Annotated in this window: 24 protein-coding genes; 5 read left to right on the top strand and 19 right to left on the bottom strand. The window is 62.6% G+C overall.

From position 1 onward, the window contains the following. Nucleotides 1–5 precede the first annotated feature (5 nt). Together GRI97_RS13625 and GRI97_RS13620 are read left to right on the top strand one after the other, a co-directional pair. On the top strand, nucleotides 6–506 hold the full coding sequence (locus tag GRI97_RS13625) for a YcxB family protein (protein ID WP_161391702.1): 501 nt from the start codon (nucleotides 6–8) through the stop codon (nucleotides 504–506). A gap of 597 nt (nucleotides 507–1103) precedes the next feature. After that, nucleotides 1104–1460 carry a DUF3060 domain-containing protein gene (locus tag GRI97_RS13620; RefSeq protein WP_161391701.1) on the top strand — a complete coding sequence of 119 codons (357 nt, stop codon included), beginning with the start codon at nucleotides 1104–1106 and terminating at the stop codon, nucleotides 1458–1460. 31 nt (nucleotides 1461–1491) lie between these two features. Here the strand turns inward: GRI97_RS13620 and GRI97_RS13615 are convergent, their stop codons facing one another. From GRI97_RS13615 to GRI97_RS13595, 5 genes are all read right to left on the bottom strand, one after another. Next, the gene (locus GRI97_RS13615) at nucleotides 1492–1629 is read right to left on the bottom strand and encodes a hypothetical protein (RefSeq protein ID WP_161391700.1); all 138 of its coding nucleotides are present in this window, start codon (nucleotides 1627–1629) and stop codon (nucleotides 1492–1494) included. Between the two features lie 84 nt (nucleotides 1630–1713). Then, nucleotides 1714–3123, bottom strand: a complete 1410-nt coding sequence (lpdA, locus tag GRI97_RS13610) for a dihydrolipoyl dehydrogenase (RefSeq protein ID WP_161391699.1) — start codon at nucleotides 3121–3123, stop codon at nucleotides 1714–1716. Nucleotides 3124–3135: 12 nt separating this feature from the next. Then, nucleotides 3136–3522, bottom strand: coding sequence for an acyl-CoA thioesterase (locus tag GRI97_RS13605; RefSeq protein ID WP_161391698.1), 387 nt, complete (start codon nucleotides 3520–3522; stop codon nucleotides 3136–3138). Then, entirely contained in the window at nucleotides 3522–3932 is a 411-nt protein-coding gene (locus GRI97_RS13600; RefSeq protein ID WP_161391697.1) for an integron, read from the bottom strand. The genes GRI97_RS13605 and GRI97_RS13600 overlap by 1 nt, the downstream gene beginning before the upstream one ends. Before the next feature lies 1 nt (nucleotide 3933). Next, a complete protein-coding gene (locus tag GRI97_RS13595) occupies nucleotides 3934–5226 on the bottom strand; it encodes a pyruvate dehydrogenase complex dihydrolipoamide acetyltransferase (protein WP_161391696.1) in 1293 nt (430 codons plus the stop codon). A gap of 128 nt (nucleotides 5227–5354) precedes the next feature. On the opposite strand from GRI97_RS13595, the gene GRI97_RS13590 reads away from it, so the two are divergent. Further along, a complete protein-coding gene (locus tag GRI97_RS13590) occupies nucleotides 5355–5807 on the top strand; it encodes a universal stress protein (protein ID WP_161391695.1) in 453 nt (150 codons plus the stop codon). Between the two features lie 20 nt (nucleotides 5808–5827). Here the strand turns inward: GRI97_RS13590 and GRI97_RS13585 are convergent, their stop codons facing one another. The 12 genes from GRI97_RS13585 to dnaK form a co-directional block, all read right to left on the bottom strand. Next, nucleotides 5828–8119 (bottom strand): ribonuclease R family protein, encoded by a 2292-nt coding sequence (locus GRI97_RS13585; protein WP_161391694.1) that lies wholly within the window; start codon nucleotides 8117–8119, stop codon nucleotides 5828–5830. 37 nt (nucleotides 8120–8156) lie between these two features. After that, on the bottom strand, nucleotides 8157–8633 hold the full coding sequence (locus GRI97_RS13580; protein ID WP_202392734.1) for a DUF6644 family protein: 477 nt from the start codon (nucleotides 8631–8633) through the stop codon (nucleotides 8157–8159). 6 nt (nucleotides 8634–8639) lie between these two features. Then, nucleotides 8640–8993: a DUF6152 family protein gene (locus tag GRI97_RS13575; RefSeq protein ID WP_161391693.1), complete on the bottom strand. Its 354-nt coding sequence runs from the start codon at nucleotides 8991–8993 to the stop codon at nucleotides 8640–8642. Nucleotides 8994–9081: 88 nt separating this feature from the next. After that, nucleotides 9082–10623 carry an aminoacyl--tRNA ligase-related protein gene (locus GRI97_RS13570; protein ID WP_161391692.1) on the bottom strand — a complete coding sequence of 514 codons (1542 nt, stop codon included), beginning with the start codon at nucleotides 10621–10623 and terminating at the stop codon, nucleotides 9082–9084. Nucleotides 10624–10817: 194 nt separating this feature from the next. Further along, complete coding sequence (gene phaR / locus GRI97_RS13565) at nucleotides 10818–11378, bottom strand: polyhydroxyalkanoate synthesis repressor PhaR (RefSeq protein ID WP_161391691.1); 561 nt, start codon at nucleotides 11376–11378, stop codon at nucleotides 10818–10820. 65 nt (nucleotides 11379–11443) lie between these two features. Next, nucleotides 11444–12511, bottom strand: coding sequence for an alanine racemase (gene alr, locus GRI97_RS13560; protein ID WP_161391690.1), 1068 nt, complete (start codon nucleotides 12509–12511; stop codon nucleotides 11444–11446). Nucleotides 12512–12702: 191 nt separating this feature from the next. Further along, nucleotides 12703–13122: an iron-sulfur cluster assembly scaffold protein gene (locus GRI97_RS13555; RefSeq protein ID WP_161391689.1), complete on the bottom strand. Its 420-nt coding sequence runs from the start codon at nucleotides 13120–13122 to the stop codon at nucleotides 12703–12705. Continuing rightward, entirely contained in the window at nucleotides 13119–13646 is a 528-nt protein-coding gene (locus GRI97_RS13550) for a CvpA family protein (protein ID WP_161391688.1), read from the bottom strand. Before GRI97_RS13550 ends, GRI97_RS13555 begins: the two co-directional genes overlap by 4 nt. A gap of 10 nt (nucleotides 13647–13656) precedes the next feature. Further along, the gene (radA, locus tag GRI97_RS13545; RefSeq protein ID WP_161391687.1) at nucleotides 13657–15024 is read right to left on the bottom strand and encodes a DNA repair protein RadA; all 1368 of its coding nucleotides are present in this window, start codon (nucleotides 15022–15024) and stop codon (nucleotides 13657–13659) included. Nucleotides 15025–15085: 61 nt separating this feature from the next. Further along, nucleotides 15086–15553, bottom strand: a complete 468-nt coding sequence (locus GRI97_RS13540; protein WP_161391686.1) for a low molecular weight protein-tyrosine-phosphatase — start codon at nucleotides 15551–15553, stop codon at nucleotides 15086–15088. Beyond that, nucleotides 15553–16677 carry a molecular chaperone DnaJ gene (gene dnaJ / locus GRI97_RS13535; RefSeq protein ID WP_161391685.1) on the bottom strand — a complete coding sequence of 375 codons (1125 nt, stop codon included), beginning with the start codon at nucleotides 16675–16677 and terminating at the stop codon, nucleotides 15553–15555. Before dnaJ ends, GRI97_RS13540 begins: the two co-directional genes overlap by 1 nt. Nucleotides 16678–16770: 93 nt before the next feature. Beyond that, nucleotides 16771–18681: a molecular chaperone DnaK gene (gene dnaK / locus GRI97_RS13530; RefSeq protein ID WP_161391684.1), complete on the bottom strand. Its 1911-nt coding sequence runs from the start codon at nucleotides 18679–18681 to the stop codon at nucleotides 16771–16773. Nucleotides 18682–18862: 181 nt separating this feature from the next. On the opposite strand from dnaK, the gene GRI97_RS13525 reads away from it, so the two are divergent. Both GRI97_RS13525 and GRI97_RS13520 read left to right on the top strand, forming a co-directional pair. Continuing rightward, nucleotides 18863–19342 carry a copper chaperone PCu(A)C gene (locus tag GRI97_RS13525; RefSeq protein WP_161391683.1) on the top strand — a complete coding sequence of 160 codons (480 nt, stop codon included), beginning with the start codon at nucleotides 18863–18865 and terminating at the stop codon, nucleotides 19340–19342. Nucleotides 19343–19356: 14 nt separating this feature from the next. Further along, nucleotides 19357–19857 carry a vgr related protein gene (locus GRI97_RS13520; RefSeq protein WP_161391682.1) on the top strand — a complete coding sequence of 167 codons (501 nt, stop codon included), beginning with the start codon at nucleotides 19357–19359 and terminating at the stop codon, nucleotides 19855–19857. Nucleotides 19858–19872: 15 nt separating this feature from the next. Here GRI97_RS13520 and GRI97_RS13515 read toward each other — a convergent pair whose 3' ends face one another. Together GRI97_RS13515 and grpE are read right to left on the bottom strand one after the other, a co-directional pair. Beyond that, the gene (locus GRI97_RS13515) at nucleotides 19873–20136 is read right to left on the bottom strand and encodes a YMGG-like glycine zipper-containing protein (RefSeq protein ID WP_161391681.1); all 264 of its coding nucleotides are present in this window, start codon (nucleotides 20134–20136) and stop codon (nucleotides 19873–19875) included. Between the two features lie 79 nt (nucleotides 20137–20215). Continuing rightward, nucleotides 20216–20779, bottom strand: coding sequence for a nucleotide exchange factor GrpE (gene grpE, locus GRI97_RS13510; protein ID WP_161391680.1), 564 nt, complete (start codon nucleotides 20777–20779; stop codon nucleotides 20216–20218). Nucleotides 20780–20783 lie beyond the last annotated feature (4 nt).

Genomic DNA, 20783 nt, shown 5'->3' with positions numbered 1-20783 from the left:
ACCTGATGCAATCGATCCGGTTTACTCCCACAGTCGAAGACCTTCTCGCCGTCTATCGGTTGAACCTTGTGTCCAGCATTCGATCCGGGCGGGTGTTGAAAATCTACCTTTGGGGCACCTTGTCGGTGTCGGTGGCGGCTGCCCTCGCCGCCTGGCAATGGAATATTGCCCCGGTGGGAATCGCTGCGCTGGCCGGTGGGGCCTATTGGATCGTCATCATCTCGCTGTGCGTCGTGATCGGCTATTGGCGCCAACGTTGGCAGGCAAAGCACATCTTCGCGCAACAGCGTGACCTGCACGGCGAAACCACCGTGGAATGGTCAGCGGAAAGCGTGTCGTTCCGCTCCGCACGTGGATCATCCACTTTTGCCTGGAGCGACTTTTCCTCGATCGTCAAAGGGCAAGACATGATCCTGCTGCGGCAGAGCGACGCACTGATGAACTTCGTCCCCACGCGGGTGTTGTCGCCGGAACAGATCCTCAGCTTTCCGGATGCGCGGGCCTGATCCAGCAAGGATGCTCTACAGGTTGAAAGTGGACCGTTGCGCCGTTCCAATCAAATGCCGCGATCTGCGGGGTGAGATCCAGGATACCGGCCCGGTCAAGTCTTCCCAATCGACGGAGAATTGGAGGCTGGCATGATCTGGCGCTGCAACGTGGCACGAACGCAGGCCTATCCATGCCTCGAGGTCAGGGCCGGCAGCCGACGATTGAATGACCGATATTACGCCAAGGCGCCCCCGTCACCACATTAGATTTCGTCATATTGCAGAAAATGCAATTCATGTTGATGCTTTTGCGCTGGTTGGGCGGCGCGGATTGCTGGATAAGCGAGGTGCCTTTCAGGCATCCTCTCCCAAAACTCTCAAGGCCCGCCGGCAACGGCAGGGCCTTTTTTCTTGGTTGAGCAACAGGCTGAGATCTGGGCCGCAGGACAATGATCTGCCGGGCTTTGCCGGGCGGCGCTTGAGCAGCAACGCATTGTTCTCCGCTGGCCGTCGCCCCTGTGCCGTCTGTCGCAAGGGGCTTCTGCGGCGGGAGAAAATATTCATCTCTGGCATTGGCAACAGACCATGATGCAATACCGTGGAAAGGAACAATTTATGGGCCATTATCGTAACGCTGCCTGGGTCGCGCTGGCGTTCGGTGTCGCTTTGCCAATGGCGGCATCGGCGCAGCAGGGGGTGCATATCGAAGGTGCCGGTCAAACCGATAATCGTGTCGATTGCAATGGCGGCCCGGTCCATGTGGAAGGGGCGAGCAACACGCTGACCATCACCGGCGCCTGTTCCAGCCTGACTATCGAAGGTGCCGGTAACACCGTCACTATCGATCTGGCACCGGGCGCGAGGGTTCGGGTCGAAGGGGCCAGCAATCGGGTGAACTGGTCCATGCCTGGCGATGCCCGCCCTGCCCTGTCCGTGGAAGGCGCAGCCAATCAGGTTCAGCGCCGGCGGTGACCACGCAGCAATAAGGGGGCCGGTTGCTCCCTTATTGCTGGTTCATGCCATCATGTTCGAAACTGTCCGGCTGCATTTGTTGCAGTTCCGCCGTCCATGAAGGGACGTGGCGGAAACATGGGGAGCTTTCTTCCCCGCAAATTTCCAGATCCTGCAGTTCATATTCCATCGCAAACCTCTCGGAGCGGAAACATCCTGATCAGCAGGTTGTTTCCGCTCCGGGAGGCTGTGATGCGCCAGCATGACGGATTTTTCAGATGTGCAGTGCGCGCCCATAAGCTGCGAGCACGCTTTCATGCATCATTTCGCTGAGCGTGGGATGCGGGAAGACCGTGTTCATCAGTTCGGCTTCGGTCGTTTCCAGCGTCTTGCCAACGGTGTAGCCCTGGATCAATTCGGTCACTTCCGCACCGATCATATGGGCGCCCAGCAGTTCACCGGTCTTGGCATCGAACACCGTCTTGATGAAGCCTTCGGGTTCACCCAGCGCGATGGCCTTGCCATTGCCAATGAAGGGGAACGTGCCGACCTTCAACTGATAGCCGGCTTCCTTCGCCTTGGCTTCGGTCAGGCCGACGCTGGCGATCTGCGGGTGGCAATAGGTGCAGCCCGGAATTGCGCTGCGATCCAGCGCGTGCGGGTGAACGTCCTTGTTGCCCAGTTCCTGCGCAATGGCTTCAGCGGCGGTCACGCCTTCATGGCTCGCCTTGTGCGCCAGCCACGGGCCCGGCACGCAATCGCCGATCGCCCATACGCCATTGGTTTTGGTGCGGCCATAGGGATCGATCTGGATGAAACCGCGATCCAGTTCGACCAGCTTTTCGATGCCAATGTTTTCGGTGTTGGGAACGATGCCGATGGCGACGATCACATGGCTGTATTCGCCGGCTTCGACCTTGCCGTCCTTGCCCTTGATCTTCGCGGAAACGCCCTTGTCGGTCACCTTCAGCTCTTCCAGAGCGGCGCCGGTCTTGATCGTCATGCCCTGCTTGGTCAGTGCCTTTTCCAGGAAGGTCGAGACATCGGCATCTTCCACCGGAACGATCCGGTCGAGCATTTCGACCACGGTCACATCGCTGCCCAGATCATTGTAGAAGCTGGCGAATTCGATGCCGATCGCGCCCGATCCGATCACCAGCAGCTTGCTCGGCTTTTCGGTCGGGGTCATCGCATGGCGATAGGTCCACACGCGCTTGCCGTCTGCCGGGGCGAAGGGCAGGTCGCGCGCACGCGCGCCGGTGGCGACGATGATGTGCTTGGCACTGATCGTTTCGGTGCCCTTGTCGCCCTTCACTTCCAGCGTGTTGGCGCTCTTGAACGATCCCGTGCCCATGTGCACGGCGATCTTGTTCTTCTTCATAAGATGCGCAATGCCCTGATTGAGCTGCTTGGACACGCCCCGGCTGCGCTTCACGATCGCCGCAAGATCGGCTTCGATCTCCTTGGCAACCAGGCCATAATCCTTGGCGTGCTGCATGTAGTGGAAGATTTCAGCCGAACGCAGCAGCGCCTTGGTCGGAATGCAGCCCCAGTTGAGGCAGATCCCGCCAAGCAGTTCCCGCTCCACGATCGCGGTCTTCAGCCCCAGCTGCGCCGCACGGATGGCAGCTACATAGCCGCCAGGACCAGAACCCAGAACGATAACATCGTAATTTTCAGCCACTTGGCCTGCTCCTCAACGGTCAATAGGGCGTGGGCGCCCGTCATCATCAACGGCGACAAAGGTGAACTTGGCCTCCGTCACCTTGATTGCTTCTTCTTCGTGCCGGTGGCGACGCCATGCCTCTACCGCAATGACCAGGCTGGTCCGCCCGACACGTTCGATATCGGTGTAAACGGAAACCTCGTCCCCCACCTTCACCGGATGATGGAACTGCATCCCATCCATGGCAACGGTAACAGCCCGTCCCCGTGCGCGGCGGGCGGCGGTCAGGCCGGCAGCGCTGTCCATCACGCTCATCAGCCAGCCACCGAAGATATCGCCATAGGCATTGGTATCGGCGGGCATTCCGGTGACGCGAATGGCCGGATCCCGGCCGGCGATAATCTCCGGGCTCGCCATCAACCGGCCACCAATTGCAGGCGGTTGGCCTGGACCCAGCCCGATTTGCACGGGCCAGCATAGGCTCTTGGTTCAGCGATCGGGCTGCTCACGCGGCAGTCCTGCAATTCCTGGAATTCCCCGCTGGGGTATACGATGCCCTGCCACTCACCCTCGGCGTCGCATAGCCAGACCAGCGTGCGCGGCGGCAGATCATCCTTCTTGCGGGCATATTCATCCGGCAATTCGCGCACCGGGAGGGTTTCCCGACCCCGCGAATCTCGCCCGAACACGCTGGCGATCCCGCCGCACGCATCCATTTCCGGTCCGTCGCGCCCGATGAACGGGGCCCTCTCAGGCTCGTCGGCGACGGCCGCCGAACCCGGAAAGACTGCGCAGAAAGACAGAAACAGAACGCGCGCGGCGCGCATCTTATGCCACCAGGCCCAGCGGCGCCTCGCAATATTCCTTGAACGCCTTCATCAGGCGGGCACCATCCGCACCATCGATGGCGCGGTGGTCGAAGCTGCCCGTGGCGCTCATCACCGTGGCGATCTGCAGCGCGTCGTCGACCACGAAGGGCCGCTTTTCACCGGCCCCGATCGCCATGATCATGCCCTGCGGCGGGTTGATGATGGCTTCGAACTGCTTGATGCCGAACATGCCCATGTTGGATAGGCTGGCAGTGCCGCCCTGGTATTCTTCCGGCGACAGCTTGCCTTCGCGCGCACGCCCGGCAAGATCCTTCATCTGCGTGCTGATCGCACTGACAGACTTGTTCCCGGCATCGACGATGATCGGTGTGATCAGGCCCGAAGGGATGGACACGGCCACCGAGACATCGGCGCGGCTGAACTTCAGCAGCTGGTCACCGGCGAACTGCACATTGCATTCCGGCACGGCGATCAGCGACTTGGCCAGCGCCTTGATCAGCAGATCGTTGACCGACAGCTTCACACCCTGCGATTCCAGCGCGCCATTGAGCTGCGAGCGCAGCTTGAGCAGCGCGTCGAGGCGGATATCCACCGTCAGATAGATATGCGGCACCTGCTGCTTCGATTCGCTAAGGCGGCGGGCGATGGTCTTGCGCATGCCGGACAGCTTTTCCGCTTGATGCGGGATGCCGAAGTCCTGGGCCTGAACGGGCGCGGGCGCGGCGGCCGGCGTCGGGCTTGCGGCGGGGGCGGCAGCGGCCGGAGCAGTGGCAGCAGGGGCGCCGCCTTCCACGTCAGCCTTCACGATACGGCCGCCAGGGCCGGTGCCCTTCACATTGGCCAGATCGATCCCGTTGTTGGCGGCGATTCGCTTGGCCAGCGGCGATGCGAGCACGCGATTGCCGGAATCGGTCGATGCGGCAGGGGCCGACGCTGCCGGTGCAGGTGCCGCGCTTGTTGCAGGGGCTGCTGCCGGTGCGGCTTCTGCCGGGGCAGCGGCAGGTGCTGCCTTCTCACCAGAGGCAGGCGCAACGCTGGCAGGATCTTCACCTTCTTCGGCCAGGGTGGCGATAACCGCGCCGACCTTTACGCCTTCGGTGCCTTCTTCGACGGCAATATGGGCAATCACGCCTTCATCGACGGCTTCGAATTCCATCGTCGCCTTGTCGGTTTCGATTTCTGCCATGATGTCGCCGGCGCGGACCTGATCGCCCACCTTTACCAGCCACTTGGCAAGCGTCCCCTCTTCCATGGTCGGGGACAGGGCGGGCATCTTGATCGCTATAGGCATGGTGTGCAGCTTAATCCTATCCGGCTGTTTGCCCAGCCGTCTAATGCCAATTACACTGTGCGGGCAAGACCTTGCGCACCGACAAGTTTCCCCCGATAATCTCTGGCCCCGGGGGAAGGGATCGGATCATGCGCGTATACCTTGTCATTATCGACGAGACCGAGGAGGCGCATGGCGCGCTGCGCTTTGCCGCACGCCGTGCCGCGCGCACCGGTGGTACCGTGCATCTGCTCGCGCTGGTGCCGCGCCAGGCCTTCAACGCCTTTGCCGGGGTGCAGGCCACCATAGAGGAAGAAGCGCGCGACCGGGCCGAAGTGCTGGCCAACAGCGCCGCCGGGGAACTGATCAACGAAGGCGGGCAATCCCCTCAGATCACGGTAAAAGTCGGCGACGGCAAGACCGTGATCGTCGAATATCTGCAGGCCCATCCCGAAGTTGCAGCGCTGGTGCTGGCCGCCGCGGCGGAAGGGAATCCGGGCCCGCTGGTAACCCACTTTTCGGCCACAGCGGGCAGCCTGCCCTGCCCGCTGTTCATCGTGCCCGGTGGCTTGTCCGATCAGGATCTCGATCGGCTGAGTTGACCCTTTTCCGACAGACCGGGTTACCGCTTGCGCCCCTGATGCCGGATATTGCCCGGGCGGCCGCGTTTGCCGACCATGTGCTTCACCTTATCCTTGCCCTTCAGCCCATTCTTGCGCTTGGGTTCAGGACGAGCGCCGCGCGGTTCGACGGCCTGCCCATCAGCATCGACCGGCTCGAATTTCAACGCGCCGGTCAGCGGATTGGCTTCGGCCAGGCGCAGATCCAGCAGATCGCCGATCGCAAAGCGAGTGCCGGTCTGATCGCCGACCAGCGCACGGGCGGCTTCGTCATGGTGGAAATATTCGCGCCCCAGCACGGAAATCGGCACCAGCCCATCGCCGCCCAGGCCCACGATCGTGGCGAACAGGCCGAATTTTTGCACCCCGGTGATGCGAGTCGGGAAAACCTCCCCGATTCGGGCGGAGAGCCATGCGGCGACATAACGATCGATGGTGTCGCGTTCCGCCTCCATCGCGCGGCGTTCGGTCAGGCTGATGGCATCGGTGATGCGTGACAGATCGCCGCGATCCTGTTCCGACAACCCACTGTCCTCAGGAACGCGCCCCTTCGGCTTGGGCTGCTCCAGCCCGAAAGCATCGACCAGCGCGCGATGCACGAGCAAATCGGAATAGCGCCGAATGGGCGAGGTGAAATGAGCATAACAGCCCAATGACAGGCCGAAATGGCCGGCATTTGCCGGGCTATAAAAAGCCTGGGTCTGGCTGCGCAGCACCGCTTCCATCACCAGCGCCTTTTCGGCCGGATCGGTCACGTCCTTGATCATGCGGTTGAACAGGCTGGGGGTAATCACTTGGCCCAGCGCCAGCTTCTTGCCCAGCGAATCAAAATATTCGCGCAGCGCGACCAGCTTTTCCCGCGTCGGCACTTCATGCACGCGATAGACCACCGGCGCCGTCTTGCTTTCCAGCGCCTTGGCCGCCGCGACATTGGCCGCGATCATGAAGTCCTCGACCACGCGGTGTGCGTCCAACCGCTCGCGCATGGCGATTTCGGCGATCCGGCCCTGCTGGTCGAGCACCACGCGCCGTTCGGGCAGATCGAGATCGAGCGGATCGCGCGCCGCGCGCGCCGCCGCTAGCGCCTTCCACGCGGCCCAGAGATTGAGCAGGTTTTCGCTTGCTGTTCCCTCATCGATGCGCGCCTGCGCCTGCTCATAGGGAATGACTTCGGCAATCCGCACCAGCGCGCGGGTGAAGCGCCAGCCGGTCACATGCCCTTCACCATCGATCGTTATGTGACAGACCATGGCCGCGCGGTCTTCGCCAGCGCGCAGAGAGCAAACGTCGGCGCTCAGCAGCTCGGGCAGCATCGGCACGACGCGGTCAGGGAAATAGACCGAATTGCCCCGCTTGCGGGCTTCGCGGTCGATTGCGCTGCCCGGGCGGACATAGAAACTGACATCCGCAATCGCAACCACCGCGCGGAAACCGCCCTGCCCGTCCGGCTCGGCCCAGATCGCATCGTCATGATCGCGAGCATCGATCGGATCGATGGCGACGATCGGCAAATGGCGCAGATCCTCGCGACGATCCTCACTCAGCGGCAAGGCGGCAGCGATTTCGGCATCTTCGATCGCATCTTCGGCAAACAGATGGGGAATGCCGTATTTGTGAATGGCGATCAGGCTGTAGCTGCGCGGCGCCAGCGGATCGCCGAGCAGTTCCACCACCTTGACCCCAGCGCGCGGGCCGCGCCCGGCCGGTTCGGCCAGCACCAGATTGCCCGATTCCGCCCCGCCCAGATCGGCGATGGGCGAAGAATTGCGGATGCGCTTGTCCACCGGGGAAAGCCAGGCCCGGCCCGCTGCGTCGACCTCGACCACGCCGAGGATGGATTCATGCGATGCCGGCAGTTTCTTCATCGGATGGGCGCGCCAGCCATTGCCGGCTTCCTCCGTGCGCGCCAACACCCGGTCGCCCACTTTCAGCGCAGAGCGGCTGTAGCGGGCGCCACCCTGTTTGCCCTCGATCAGGCGCAGGCGCGGCGGCGGAGTGGCATCATCGGGTTGCCAGCTGTCGGGAATGGCAATCGCCTCCCCCTCTTCGATGTCGACCACGCGCAGCACCGTGACCTTGGGCACGCCACCCATGCGGTGATAGGCGGTTTTCTTGCCATCGATCAGCCCCTCCTCGGCCATGTCTTTCAACATGTGCTTCAGGCTGATCTTCTCCTGCCCTTTCAAGCCGAAATGGCGGGCGATCTCGCGCTTGCCGACAATCGTTTCGGCGGATTGCAGGAATGTCAGGATCTGCTCGCGCGACGGCAGGCTTGCGTTATATTTGCTGGGCATCCCCGCTATATGGGCCTGCGCCTCTGTTACCTCAAGCTCAGTAATAGGCGATCAACCGCCCCAGCGCGGCGATGGTCAGCCACAGCAGCAGCGATGCAAGCGCCGACAGCCGCAGGGCCGGCGTCGGATGGCGGCGGATGTGCGCCGGCTGCCGGGCCCACGCCACCCGAAAAGCTCCAGCATTGACCATCACCAGCGCCAGCAGCACCAGCTTCGCCTGGAACAGCGCCGCATTGGCCAGCGTCGGCCCATCGGCGGCGAACAGCAGCAGGCCGGTCAGCAACTGGACCACAAAGCCGATCACCGCGACCGGCGTCAGCACGCGCGAGAGAATTGCCAGGGGGAGATCACGAAAGAGGCCCAATACACGCAGATCGAGCAGGCCGATCCCGCCGACCAGCATCACCAGCCCGAGCAGGTGCAGCACATTGACCCAGGGGTAGACCCAGCCAACTTCCCGCACCCATGGGCCGATGCCAGCGTCGTCTAGCCCCTCTGCCAACCACAGCAGCATGGTCGATCAGCGCAGTTCGACCGTCTTGTCACCCACGCGGATCCGTTCGATCCGCATTTCCGCCGTGCCATCGCGGCGGAGATAGCCGGTCAGCGTAACGCGCTGCCCTTTGTCGATATCACCCAGCTGCAAACCGCGCGTGTTCATCCGCGATGTGGGGGCGAGCACCACATCCCATTGCCGATCGCGCCAGTTGACCCTGGCGGTGCCATGGGGATTGCCCCAGCTGACCGAATTCAGCGGACCGGTGATGGTGACAGGCTTGGTTTCATCATAGGAGCTCCAGCCATGATGCGCGTAGGCGGTGACTGGAACCGCCAGTATCAGGGCGGCGGCGGCATATCGGGCAGGCAGGTTCATGACACTTCCTTTCGGTTAAAGTGCCCCTTCCCGTAACTGCCTGTTACACCATGCCGGCGTGCAATGCACCCCGCCCCGATTTTCGCGATCAATAGGCGCGCGCGACGTAGATCCGTTCCACCGCCGGTTCGCCGGTGAAGATGCAGGCGCCACTGGCCGCATCGGCGTTGAGCGGAACATTGCGGAAGGTCAGCTTCAGCGCCTTGAGCCGTTCCACCACCGCATCCAGCGCCGCGCCGGTCGGCTTCGACCACTGCACTTCGACCCAGCCCGGAAAACGGGCGTCGGCATTGAAGAAATCCGCCAGCGCATCGAAGCTGTCGATGTCACGCACGATATTGGCATCGCGACGGGCGGCGGCTTCTTCGAACAGCGAGCGCTGGATATCGACCAGCAGCGCGGCAATCCCGTCAACCGCTTCATCGCGGCTGGGGAAGGAGAAATCGGATTTGCCGGCATCGTTCCACAGCCGATCACGCCGCAGCAGGCTGACCTTGCCGTTTTCCATGTCGCGCGGGCCGACCTCTATGATCACCGGCGCGCCCTTGCGCACCCAATCCCACCGCTTGGCCGCTGCTTTGCCGGGCTTGAGATCGAGCAGCACGCGGATCGGTTCACGCAGCGCATCCTTTGCAGCGATCGCCGCGCGCAGTTCCTCGCAATAGGCGATCAGCGGCGCATCGCCGTCATTTTCGCGCAGCATGGGCAGGATGATGACCTGGAACGGGGCGATGGCCGGCGGCACGCGCAAACCGTCATCATCGCCATGGGTCATGATGACGCCGCCCACCATGCGGGTCGATACGCCCCAGCTGGTGGTATGGCACAGCTGCTGCCCGCCTTCGCGATCCTGATAGCGGATGTTCGAGGCGTGGGCGAAGCTGGTGCCCAGATAATGGGAAGTACCGGCCTGCAGCGCCTTGCCATCCTGCATCATCGCCTCGATCGAATAGGTCGAAACGGCACCGGGGAAGCGTTCGTTTTCCGGCTTTTCGCCAGCCACCACCGGCAGGGAGAGTTCTTCTTCGGCGAAGCTGCGATACATTTCCAGCGCGCGCAGCGTTTCGGCGACGGCGTCCACGCGGGTTTCATGCGCGGTATGCCCCTCCTGCCAGAGGAATTCGCTGGTGCGCAGGAACATGCGGGTGCGCATTTCCCAGCGCACGACATTGGCCCACTGATTGAGCAGCAGCGGCAGATCGCGCCAGCTCTGCACCCAGCGGCTCATTGCATCGCCGATGATTGTTTCCGAGGTGGGGCGAACGACCAGCGGTTCTTCCAGCTTCGCCTCAGGGTCGGGGATCAGGCCGCCCTTGCCATCGGACACCAGGCGATGGTGGGTGACCACGGCCATTTCCTTGGCGAAACCTTCGACATGTTCGGCTTCGCGGGCGAAATTGCTGAGCGGAATGAACAGCGGGAAATAGGCATTCTGGACGCCGGCGGCCTTGATCCGAGCATCCATCAGCCGCTGCATGCGTTCCCAGATGCCATAGCCCCACGGCTTGATGACCATGCAGCCGCGCACGCCCGATTCCTCGGCCATGTCGGCGGCCGAGATGACTTCCTGATACCATTGCGCGAAATCGTCTTCGCGCTTGATCGACAATGCGTGGCGGATTGCGGACATCGAAAAACCTGCAGTGAAATGGAAAGGGGTGCCTTCCGGCCCTGACCATCGGCGGGGATCGATCATCCATCGCCAGGATGCGCAGCGCGAAAAACATGAAGCCGTCGTGGTTCGCCAGGAACCGCGACGACTCTAGTGCCTCGTCCCCCGCAAAGTCGAGAGACGAAATGAAACGGACCTGCGTTCGGTCCGGCTTATTTGTCGAGTTCGTCCAGCCGCTTCTGCATGGCGGCCATCTGTTCGCGCATGGCGGCGATGTCATCGCTGGTCGCGGCGGGCTCTGCCGGTGCTGGCGCAGCCGCCTTGGTGCCCGGCATGAAGGCCGAAGCAGCTGCCTTGAACAGCGCCATGTTGTTTTCCGTCAACTTGGCAAAGGCGTCCGGGCCCATGCTGGCGGCGAAACTTTCCTGCAGCTTGCGCTGGTTGGCGCGGAAATTGTCCATCGACGCTTCGAGATAGGGCGGCATCAGCGCCTGCATCGAATTGCCATACATGGAAATCAGCTGGCGCAGGAAGCTGGTCGGCAGCATCTGCTCGCCGCTTGCCTCTTCCTCCATGATGATCTGCGTAAGGATCGCATGGGTGATGTCGCTGCCGGTCTTGGCGTCGAGCACCTGGAATTCGACCCCTTCGCGGGTCATGCGGGACAGATCATCGAGCGTGATATAGCTCGAGGATTTGGTGTTATAGAGCCGCCGATTGGCATATTTCTTGATAATGATGGGTTCTGCACCCGCAGTCTCGGCATTGGCCATTCGGCTCACTCCCATAGCGATAGTTTACACTTAGCACTTGCAGTATGTGCGGTGCAACAATCACATCAACAACGCGTGAATCTGCGCCCTAGGGTGGTGAGCAATTCATATTGTGTCAGCCCGGATGCTGCGGAAACCTGCGGCAGATCGAATGGCACATCGAGCCAATCGCCTTCGCGCAGATCATCTGCTGCACTGCAGTCCACCACCACCATATCCATCGACACCCGACCGATGATCGGCAGGGCCAGCCCGTTGCATGAGAGCGCCCCGCCCGGCCCCCTGCTGCGCAAAAAGCCATCGGCATAACCGAGCGCCACCGTTGCCGCAGTCAGGGCATGGGGCGCAGCATAGGTTGCGTTGTAACCAACCTTGTCACCGGCGGAGAGGCGGCGGATCTGCAGCACCTCCACCTGCGGGAAAGCCACCTGGCGAATGCGTCCGGCAAGTTCCGCGCGGGGCGTGCCGCCATAAAGCGCCAGGCCCGGACGGGTCAGATCAAAGGCGTAATCGCTGCCCAGCGCGATGCCGGCACTGTTCGCCAGGCTGCGCCGCGCATCGGGGAATTCGGCAGAAGCGGCGCGGAACAAGGCCAGCTGGGCCGGCGTCTGCGCCACATCTTCATCGGCAGAGGCCAGATGGGACAGCACCAGACCCGGTTTCAGCGCCGTGATAGCGGGATCGGTTACCAGCGCCGGTTCCAGGCCCAGGCGGTTCATGCCCGTGTCGATCATCAGCGCGCAGGCACCGCCACCGGCCGCATGCCAGAGCCGGGCCTGATGCAGGCTGTTGATCACCGGGCGGGCGCCGATCGTGCGCGCGAATTCGGCCTGAGTGCTGTTGGCGGGCCCGTGCAGCACGGCAATTGCGGATGCAGGCACATGCTGCAGCAAGGACGGGACTTCGCGCCAGTGAGCGACGAAAAATTGCTGCGTGCCGGCATCACGCAGGGCCTGCACGGCCACTTCTGCCCCCACACCATAGGCATCCGCCTTCACCGCAGCGCCGGCTGTGGCCGCGCCCGACAGGTCATTGAGCAGACGCCAGTTGTCCCCCAGAGCCGCGCGATCGATGCGCAGGCGCAGGGCGTCGGGAACAGGGGATGACGGCAGGGAATGATCTGGGTCTGGCATGGTCTTCTTCGAAATCACGTTGCGGCCCCTCAGCCAGACCCCACCACGTCCCGACCAATGCCACAACCAGCAATATCAAGGTGGATGGCGGTTATGCGAAGATATCCCCGATGGGGACGGCAATCGGGGCCGAAATTGGCCGCAGGCGCCGGCTCGAGCCGTCTGACCCCAGCTTATCTCCTGGCCTGATCTCAGACAGAAAGTGCCGCCAGGGCCGCCCGCCACGGCAGGAGCATGGCCCCATGGCGACCGGGAAAATGGCGCGCGGGCGCGATCATATCCAGCCCCGGCCATTCCGGAGCCAAATCCCCACCGGCCAGCCATTCTTCCATCCCGGCCAGAGCGGACTGCAGATCCGCCGGATCGCGCCCGATGGCATGGCGGGCGAATATCGCCGCTGCGGCCTGCCCCACGGCGCAGGCGCGCACACGCAGGCCCAGCGATGCAACCCGCCCCTGATCATCGAGATCCAGATCCATGTCGATCGTGCTGCCGCAGGCTGCCGCTCGGGCGGCCCCATGGTGCATGGCATCGGGCCGCGCCGGCCATTGCGCGAGTTCGACCGCCAGACCCAGCAGTTCGGGCGTGTAGAGACGTGCCGCTTCGCTCATTCGCTGGCAGCTGCTGCCGCTTCCAGTTCCATCTGTTCATGCCGTTCGGAAATCATGCTGACCATCGCATCCGAACTGGCATTGACGAAAGCATAGGTGCGGGCGGAGGTTATCCATTCCGGGCGGCCGGATGGGCCCCAGATCGTGTCGTAGAACAGCACCAGCAGCGAAAAGACGATCACCACGATCAGTACGCCCTTCACCGCGCCGAAGCCGAAGCCAAGCACGCGGTCGACAGGGCCCAGCACCGATCCGCGCGACGTCTTGCCTGCCTGCCGTGCCAGCAGCTTCACCGCGAAATAGGGGATCAGCAGCAACAGCCCGAATGCCAGCACGGCGGCGCCCGACTCAGAGCCGACCATGTCGGTCAGCCCGCCGGTCAAATCGGTGTGGAAATAGCGGATCGCAATCACCGATACGGCCAGTGCGGCAAGCGAGAGCACTTCCTGCACGAAGCCGCGCATGAACCCGACAGCCGCAGAAACACCCACGACCAGCAACACAGCGATATCAAATCCACCCATGAGCGCGGAATTATGCCGTGCCGACGATCCGGTCAACGAGCTTGGCAAGGCTGCTGACCGGAGAAAACGCCAGACTGTCGCCATTGCGCGCCGCATCTTCGGGGCCGTGACCGCGATCGAACCCCAGCTTGGCCGCTTCGCGCAGCCGCAGGCTGGAATGGGCCACCGGCCTCACCTCCCCTGCAAGCGAGACTTCACCGAACCACACCGCCTGCGTCGGCAGCGGCCGATCGGCCAGAGCAGAGACCAGCGCCGCTGCCACGGCCAGATCGGCAGCGGGATCGGACAGGCGGTATCCGCCCGCGACATTGAGATAGACTTCGGCGGAAGAGAAGCTGAGGCCGCAGCGCGCCTCCAGCACGGCCAGCAGCATGGCTAACCGGCCACTGTCCCACCCCACCACTGCGCGGCGGGGCGTTGCGCCGGATTGCAGCCGCACGATCAGCGCCTGTATTTCCACCAGCACGGGGCGGGTTCCTTCCAGCGCGGGGAATACCGAACTGCCGGGGACAGGATCTTCGCGGCCGGACAGGAACAGCATGGACGGGTTGACAACCTCGGCCAGGCCCTGCCCTTCCATCGAAAACACGCCGATTTCATCGACCGCGCCGAAACGGTTCTTCAGCGACCGCAGGATCCGGTATTGATGGCTGCGTTCCCCTTCGAAGCTCATCACCACATCGACCATATGTTCCAGCACACGCGGCCCGGCGATCGTGCCATCCTTGGTAACATGGCCGACCAGCACCAGCGCGACACCATTTTCCTTGGCATAGCGGATCAGTTCGAACGCGCTGGCGCGCACCTGGCTGACGGTTCCCGGTGCCCCCTCGATGGCATCGGAATGCATGGTCTGGATCGAATCCACCACCAGCAAAGTCGGGGGCGGCCCATTGTGCAGCGTGGTCAGAATATCGCGCACCGATGTCGCTGCCGCCAGGCGCAATGCGGCATCGGCCAGGCCGAGCCGCACGGCACGCATGCGCACCTGCCCGGTCGCCTCTTCCCCGCTGACATAGACGACATCCGCGCCTGTTCGGGCGATCGACGCCGCCGCCTGCAGCAACAGGGTCGACTTGCCGATCCCCGGTTCACCGCCCATCAGAATGGCAGATCCCGGGACGATGCCGCCACCCAGCGCGCGGTCGAATTCGGACAGGCCAGTCGTCTGGCGAACCAGGGGCACAGTCGGCGTGGCGAGCGATTCGAACGCGATCTGGCGACCGCCGCCCGACAGGCTGTGCTTGGCCGAAAACACCGTTTCGGGCGCCTCTTCGGCCAGCGTGTTCCATTCACCGCAATCGGCGCACTGCCCCTGCCAGCGGGTGGTCACGGATCCGCAATTGGCGCAGACATAACGACGTTTGGGTTTGGCCATGACGCTCGCGATAATTGGAACGTAAAGAGAACGCAAGCCCGGCCTGCGCCGGATGAAGATGCTAGGGCCCGAAACGCTGCACCAGCGCTGCAACGGCCAGTTTGACGTCGCGCCAGGTTTCCCCGAATCCCTCGTCTTCCCCAAAATAGGGGTCAGCCACAGCACTGCCTTCGCGACCGCTGACACAGTCCAGCAGCAGGCCGATCTTCGCGCTCGTATCTGCCGGCGCCCGGGCCCGGACTTCGGCAAGATTGGCGTGATCCAGAGCGAAGATATGGCTAAAACGGCGGTAATCAGCGGCTTCGATCTGCCTTGCGCGCAGGCCGCTGATGTCGATATCATGGCGCAGCATTTCTGCCTGTGCCCGCACATCCGGGGGACTGCCGATGTGCCAGTCACCCGTACCGGCCGAATCGCACATCACATCCAGCCCCGCTGCCGCAGCGGCAGTCCGGAACGCGCCTTCGGCCATGGGTGACCGGCAGATATTGCCGAGACAGACAAATAGGACCGAAGGGCGCGCCCGCATCAGGTCAGATCGTTCCAGGCATCGCGCAGCTTGGCGAAAAAGCCGGTACTTTCCGGGCATTCTTCGCCGGTTTCGGTTTCGCGGAATTCACGCAGCAATTCCTTTTGCCGGGCAGACAGCTTCGTGGGGGTTTCCACCACGATTTCCGTAACCAGATCACCCCGGCCACGGCCCTGCAGCACCGGCATTCCGGCACCGCGACGGCGCAACTGATGGCCTGACTGAATACCGCTGGGGATATCGATCTTGTGCACTTCGCCATCAAGGCCCGGCAGTTCGATCGAACCGCCCAGGGCGGCCGTGGTGAAGGTGATCGGAACACGCGTGTAGAGAGCTGTGCCTTCGCGCTGGAACACATCGTGTTCCTGCACATGCAGGAAAATATACAGGTCGCCAGCGGGAGCACCCATCGGGCCAGCTTCACCCTTGCCCGACAGGCGGATACGCGTGCCTGTGTCGACCCCGGGGGGAATATCGACCTCGAGCGACTGCACCTTGTCGACGCGGCCTTCACCGCCGCAGGGCCGGCATGGGCGATCGATCATTTCGCCGCGCCCGTGGCATTTGGGGCATGGCCGTTCGATGACGAACAGCCCCTGCTGCGCCCGCACCTTGCCATGTCCATTGCAACCGTTGCAGCGGCTGCGCGCCGTGCCAGGCTCGGCCCCGGTTCCACTACAGGCATCGCACGATGCAGACACTTCCACGCGGATCTCGGTCTTTCGCCCGTGAAAGGCGTCTTCCAGGCTGACCTGCAGATCGTAACGCAGATCGGCTCCGCGACGCGCGCGTGCCTGCTGGCCACCGCCGAACGCACTGCCGAAAATCGTTTCGAAGATATCGCCGATATCGCCGAACCCCGGCTGGGGTCCGCCACCCCCACCCATACCCTGGGTGAAGGCTGCATGACCATAGCGGTCGTAAGCGGCTCTTTTCTGCGGATCCTTCAGGCAATCGTAGGCGACGCTGATCGCCTTGAACCGGGCTTCGCTGTCGGCGCACCCCTGATTGCGATCCGGGTGGAACTTCATCGCCAGCTTGCGATAGGCGGATTTGATCGCCGCCCCATCCGCATCGCGGGAAACTTCGAGCAGTTCGTAGTAATCAATTTCGGCAGTAGACACGTCCGACCCCTAACGCTTGCCGCCGCCGATGCACCCGGCACCGGCGGCGGCATGGTTATCCGTCAGGCTGAGAGCTCAACGCTCAAAGACTGATCAGCCCTTGTTTTCCTCATCGACTTCGGAAAACTCGGCATCAACCACACCATCATCGGCGCTGTTGCCGGCATCAGCAGCAGGAGCAGCAGCCTGCTCCTTTTCGTAGATCTGCTGACCCATCTTCATCGCCAGATCGGTCAGAGCCTGGCTCTTGGCCTGGATCGCATCCGGATCGCCGCCTTCGATCGCCGTCTTGGTTTCGGCAATCGCAGCCTCGATGTCGGACTTCAGGCCGGCATCGATCTTGTCGCCATGCTCTTCCAGCTGCTTTTCCGTGGCATGGACCAGGCTGTCGGCATTGTTCTTGGCCTCTGCCGCCGCGCGCCGCTTCTTGTCTTCTTCAGCGAACTTTTCAGCGTCACGAACCATCTGATCGATGTCGTTGTCCGAAAGCCCACCCGAAGCCTGGATGCGGATCTGCTGTTCCTTGCCGGTGCCACGGTCCTTGGCCGAAACATTCACGATTCCGTTGGCGTCGATGTCGAAGGTGACTTCGATCTGCGGCACACCGCGCGGTGCCGGCGGAATTCCGACGAGATCGAAATTGCCGAGCATCTTGTTGTCGGCCGCCATTTCGCGCTCACCCTGGAAGACGCGGATCGTCACGGCCTGCTGATTGTCATCGGCGGTCGAATAGGTCTGCGACTTCTTGGTCGGGATCGTTGTGTTGCGGTCGATCATGCGGGTGAACACGCCGCCCAGCGTTTCGATGCCCAGCGACAGCGGAGTCACGTCCAGCAGCAGCACGTCCTTAACATCACCCTGCAGCACGCCGGCCTGGATCGCGGCGCCCATGGCGACGACTTCGTCAGGATTGACGCCGGTGTGCGGCTTCTTGCCGAAGAACTGCTCCACGACTTCGCGGACCTTGGGCATACGGGTCTGACCGCCGACCAGAACCACTTCGTCGATCGCGTTCTTGTCCAGCCCGGCATCCTTAAGCGCCTTGGCGCAGGGATCCAGCGTGCGCTGCACCAGCTTGTCGACCAGCTGTTCCAGCTTCGAGCGGGTCAGCGTTTCGACCAGATGCAGCGGGGTGGTGCTGCCACCTTCCATACGGGCGGTGATGAAGGGCAGGTTGATTTCGGTCTGCTGCGAGCTCGAAAGCTCGATCTTGGCCTTTTCTGCCGCTTCCTTCAGGCGCTGCAGCGCGAGCTTGTCGCCCCGCAGATCCATGTTTTCCTTCTTCTTGAACTCGTCGGCCAGGAATTCGACGATCGCGCTGTCGAAATCTTCACCGCCAAGGAAGGTATCACCATTGGTGCTCTTCACTTCGAACACGCCGTCGCCGATCTCCAGAATGGAGATGTCGAAGGTGCCACCGCCAAGGTCATAGACGGCGATGGTCTTGCCATCTTCCTTGTCCAGACCATAGGCCAGCGCAGCCGCCGTCGGTTCGTTGATGATGCGCAGCACTTCAAGGCCGGCGATCTGGCCGGCATCCTTGGTTGCCTGGCGCTGCGCGTCGTTGAAATAGGCCGGAACGGTGATGACAGCCTGGGTGACGGTTTCACCGAGATAGCTTTCAGCCGTTTCCTTCATCTTCTGCAGAATGAAGGCCGAAATCTGCGAGGGGCTGTAATCCTCGCCACCGGCCTTGACCCATGCGTCGCCATTTTTGCCCTTGACGATATCATAGGGGACCAGGCCCATATCCTTGGTGGTCAGCGGATCGTCGAAACGACGGCCGATCAGGCGCTTGATCGCGAACAGCGTATTGTCCGGATTGGTCACGGCCTGGCGCTTGGCCGGCTGACCGATCAGGCGTTCACCATCCTTGGTGAAGGCCGTGATCGAAGGCGTCGTACGTGCACCTTCAGAATTTTCAATGACCTTGGGCTTGCCCCCGTCCATCACTGCAACGCAGCTATTGGTCGTGCCCAGATCGATACCGATTACTTTGGCCATGGTATTCCCCACATCCCTTTCACAAATTGACGCCGCGCTTGGGCCCCCCGCAATTCGGCAAGACCGGTCGGCGGCTCGTTCACCGGCGCGATATAGGTTCGCTTGCGCTTGGCACAAGAGAGCCTGAACGCTAGAAATCGCGCAATCCGCCGCCCACCGGCAAAACAGGGGAAGTTATTGTATGAACAAATCCGTCATTTGCGCGCTGGCGCTTGGCATCGCCAGCCTTGGGCTGTCGGCTTGCGGCCAAAGCGAACAGCCGACGGAAGCCGCCCCCGAAGCACCGGCCGGCATCAGCGTGACAAACGGCCGGCTGATCCTGCCCGCCGTGGCAGGCAACCCTGCGGCGATCTATTTCGACATTTCAAATTCCGGTCCCGAACAGCAGATGATCCGCTCCGCTTCGGTGCAGGGCGCCAGCCACGCGATGCTGCACAAGACTTCCACGTGGAACCTGCAGGCATCGATGGAAGACGTGCCGCAATTGCCCGTCGCACCTGGTCAGACGGTCCGCTTCGCGCCCGGTGAATACCATGTGATGGCCAGCGATCTGGCCGATACCCTGGTCGCGGGTGGCACCACGGAAGTAACCCTGACCTTCATCCGGGGCGACAAGGTCAGCTTCCCGGTGGAAATTCGCGCGGCCGGTGACGAACGCTGAGCGAACGCCATGACATGATTGGTGCCGGGACCTGCCCTGTCGGCGGGGAACGGCGCTTTACTGACGGGGAAATCGCCCTCGCCCGGACCATCTTCGGGGATGTGCTGGATTATGCCGCCATCTCCATCCGGCGGCGAAAATTCTTCCCGCTGCAGCCGCGCAAGGTCACCATGGCGCCACGCGGCCACCTGCATTTTCACCCGCAGGGCGAACAATATTGCGATGATTTTTCTACGGCCGACTTCGGCAGGAAGGGTCTGTTCATCCATGAACTGACCCATGTGTGGCAAACGCAGCAACGCGGGGAATGGTATCTGGTGCTGCATCGGCACCCCTGGTGCCGCTATGATTACAGCCTCAAGCCCGGGCAACCGCTTCACAGCTACGGCATAGAACAACAGGCCGAAATCGTCCGTCACGCATTTCTGTTGCGTAACGGTATGCGTGTGGCCGGGGTCGCAGACCAGCGCGCTTATGACGCTCTGGTCCGCTTTCCCGGCGCAACGCTGGGCTGAAAGCGTCAGCCGCTGTCAGCGGCAGCGCACCCGGCGTTCACGACCATTGCGGTCGGTGCGATAGCAGCGACCATCCTTTTCGATCAACGCACCACCAACAGCACCGGCAGCGGCACCGATGGCTGCCCCACGGCCGACATTGCCGCCGGTAACGGCGCCGACGCCGGCACCCACAGCCGCACCGGCCAGGGCGCCTTCACCACCATAGTTGCTGGCGCAGGCGCTCAGGGCCAGGGCGGAACCGAGCACTGCAGGGGCCATGAATTTGAAGGGGATCATCACCGTTTCTCCGTAGGTTGGCTTTGCAACCCATACGGAGGAGAGCCGGTACGGTTCCCCGAAATGTCGTGTTCCCCGGTCAATCCGGCTTTTTGGCAACCGCAACCATCGCCGGGCGAAGCAGCCGATCCTTGATCATGTAGCCGGCCTGCATTTCAGTCACGATGGTGCCAGCTTCGGCCTCATTGGTCGGTACCTCCAGCATGGCTTGATGCTGGTTCGGATCAAGCGGCAGCCCCAGCGATGCAATACGACTGATCCCGTTCTGGCTGAACACCGAATCAAGCTGCCGCTGGGTTGCCTCGATGCCCGTGATCAGGGTCTTGATGCGATCATCTTCGCGCAAATCGGCAGGGATGGCATCGATCGCACGGGAAAGATTGTCGGACACGGCCAACACGTCACGCGCGAAATTGGTGGCACCATAGGCGCGCGCGTCGGCGATATCCTTTTCCAGCCGGCGGCGGACGTTCTGCGTATCGGCGCGCGCGTAGAGCACATCCTGCTTCGCAGCTGCCAGTTCTTCCTGCAGCTTCACCAGCTCTTCTGCCGGATTGGCATCGTCACCCGACAGCAGCTCTTCCGGAACGCCGGCCAGTTCCTTTTCCACAGCTTCGTCACGCGGGGTTTCGGTGTCAGTCATGTCA

Source organism: Croceibacterium xixiisoli (genome assembly GCF_009827305.1).
Lineage (GTDB): Bacteria > Pseudomonadota > Alphaproteobacteria > Sphingomonadales > Sphingomonadaceae > Croceibacterium_C > Croceibacterium_C xixiisoli.
Note: the sequence above shows the minus strand (reverse complement) of the source record. Positions and strands in the feature narration are given on the sequence as shown.

Bases quoted from the DNA above. Each gene is read 5' to 3' on its own strand.
- GRI97_RS13555 (WP_161391689.1), bottom strand. From the start codon at position 13,122: ATGAGCGAAGCGGCACGTCTCTACACGCCCGAACTGCTGGGTCTGGCG.
- GRI97_RS13575 (WP_161391693.1), bottom strand. From the start codon at position 8,993: ATGAACCTGCCTGCCCGATATGCCGCCGCCGCCCTGATACTGGCGGTT.
- GRI97_RS13540 (WP_161391686.1), bottom strand. From the start codon at position 15,553: ATGCGGGCGCGCCCTTCGGTCCTATTTGTCTGTCTCGGCAATATCTGC.
- GRI97_RS13580 (WP_202392734.1), bottom strand. From the start codon at position 8,633: ATGCTGCTGTGGTTGGCAGAGGGGCTAGACGACGCTGGCATCGGCCCA.
- grpE (WP_161391680.1), bottom strand. From the start codon at position 20,779: ATGACTGACACCGAAACCCCGCGTGACGAAGCTGTGGAAAAGGAACTG.
- alr (WP_161391690.1), bottom strand. From the start codon at position 12,511: ATGCCAGACCCAGATCATTCCCTGCCGTCATCCCCTGTTCCCGACGCC.
- GRI97_RS13600 (WP_161391697.1), bottom strand. From the start codon at position 3,932: ATGCGCGCCGCGCGCGTTCTGTTTCTGTCTTTCTGCGCAGTCTTTCCG.
- GRI97_RS13585 (WP_161391694.1), bottom strand. From the start codon at position 8,119: ATGCCCAGCAAATATAACGCAAGCCTGCCGTCGCGCGAGCAGATCCTG.
- radA (WP_161391687.1), bottom strand. From the start codon at position 15,024: ATGGCCAAACCCAAACGTCGTTATGTCTGCGCCAATTGCGGATCCGTG.
- GRI97_RS13525 (WP_161391683.1), top strand. From the start codon at position 18,863: ATGAACAAATCCGTCATTTGCGCGCTGGCGCTTGGCATCGCCAGCCTT.
- GRI97_RS13625 (WP_161391702.1), top strand. From the start codon at position 6: ATGCAATCGATCCGGTTTACTCCCACAGTCGAAGACCTTCTCGCCGTC.
- GRI97_RS13550 (WP_161391688.1), bottom strand. From the start codon at position 13,646: ATGGGTGGATTTGATATCGCTGTGTTGCTGGTCGTGGGTGTTTCTGCG.
- GRI97_RS13620 (WP_161391701.1), top strand. From the start codon at position 1,104: ATGGGCCATTATCGTAACGCTGCCTGGGTCGCGCTGGCGTTCGGTGTC.
- GRI97_RS13595 (WP_161391696.1), bottom strand. From the start codon at position 5,226: ATGCCTATAGCGATCAAGATGCCCGCCCTGTCCCCGACCATGGAAGAG.
- GRI97_RS13615 (WP_161391700.1), bottom strand. From the start codon at position 1,629: ATGGAATATGAACTGCAGGATCTGGAAATTTGCGGGGAAGAAAGCTCC.
- dnaK (WP_161391684.1), bottom strand. From the start codon at position 18,681: ATGGCCAAAGTAATCGGTATCGATCTGGGCACGACCAATAGCTGCGTT.
- GRI97_RS13590 (WP_161391695.1), top strand. From the start codon at position 5,355: ATGCGCGTATACCTTGTCATTATCGACGAGACCGAGGAGGCGCATGGC.
- GRI97_RS13515 (WP_161391681.1), bottom strand. From the start codon at position 20,136: ATGATCCCCTTCAAATTCATGGCCCCTGCAGTGCTCGGTTCCGCCCTG.
- GRI97_RS13520 (WP_161391682.1), top strand. From the start codon at position 19,357: ATGATTGGTGCCGGGACCTGCCCTGTCGGCGGGGAACGGCGCTTTACT.
- GRI97_RS13570 (WP_161391692.1), bottom strand. From the start codon at position 10,623: ATGTCCGCAATCCGCCACGCATTGTCGATCAAGCGCGAAGACGATTTC.
- phaR (WP_161391691.1), bottom strand. From the start codon at position 11,378: ATGGCCAATGCCGAGACTGCGGGTGCAGAACCCATCATTATCAAGAAA.
- GRI97_RS13605 (WP_161391698.1), bottom strand. From the start codon at position 3,522: ATGGCGAGCCCGGAGATTATCGCCGGCCGGGATCCGGCCATTCGCGTC.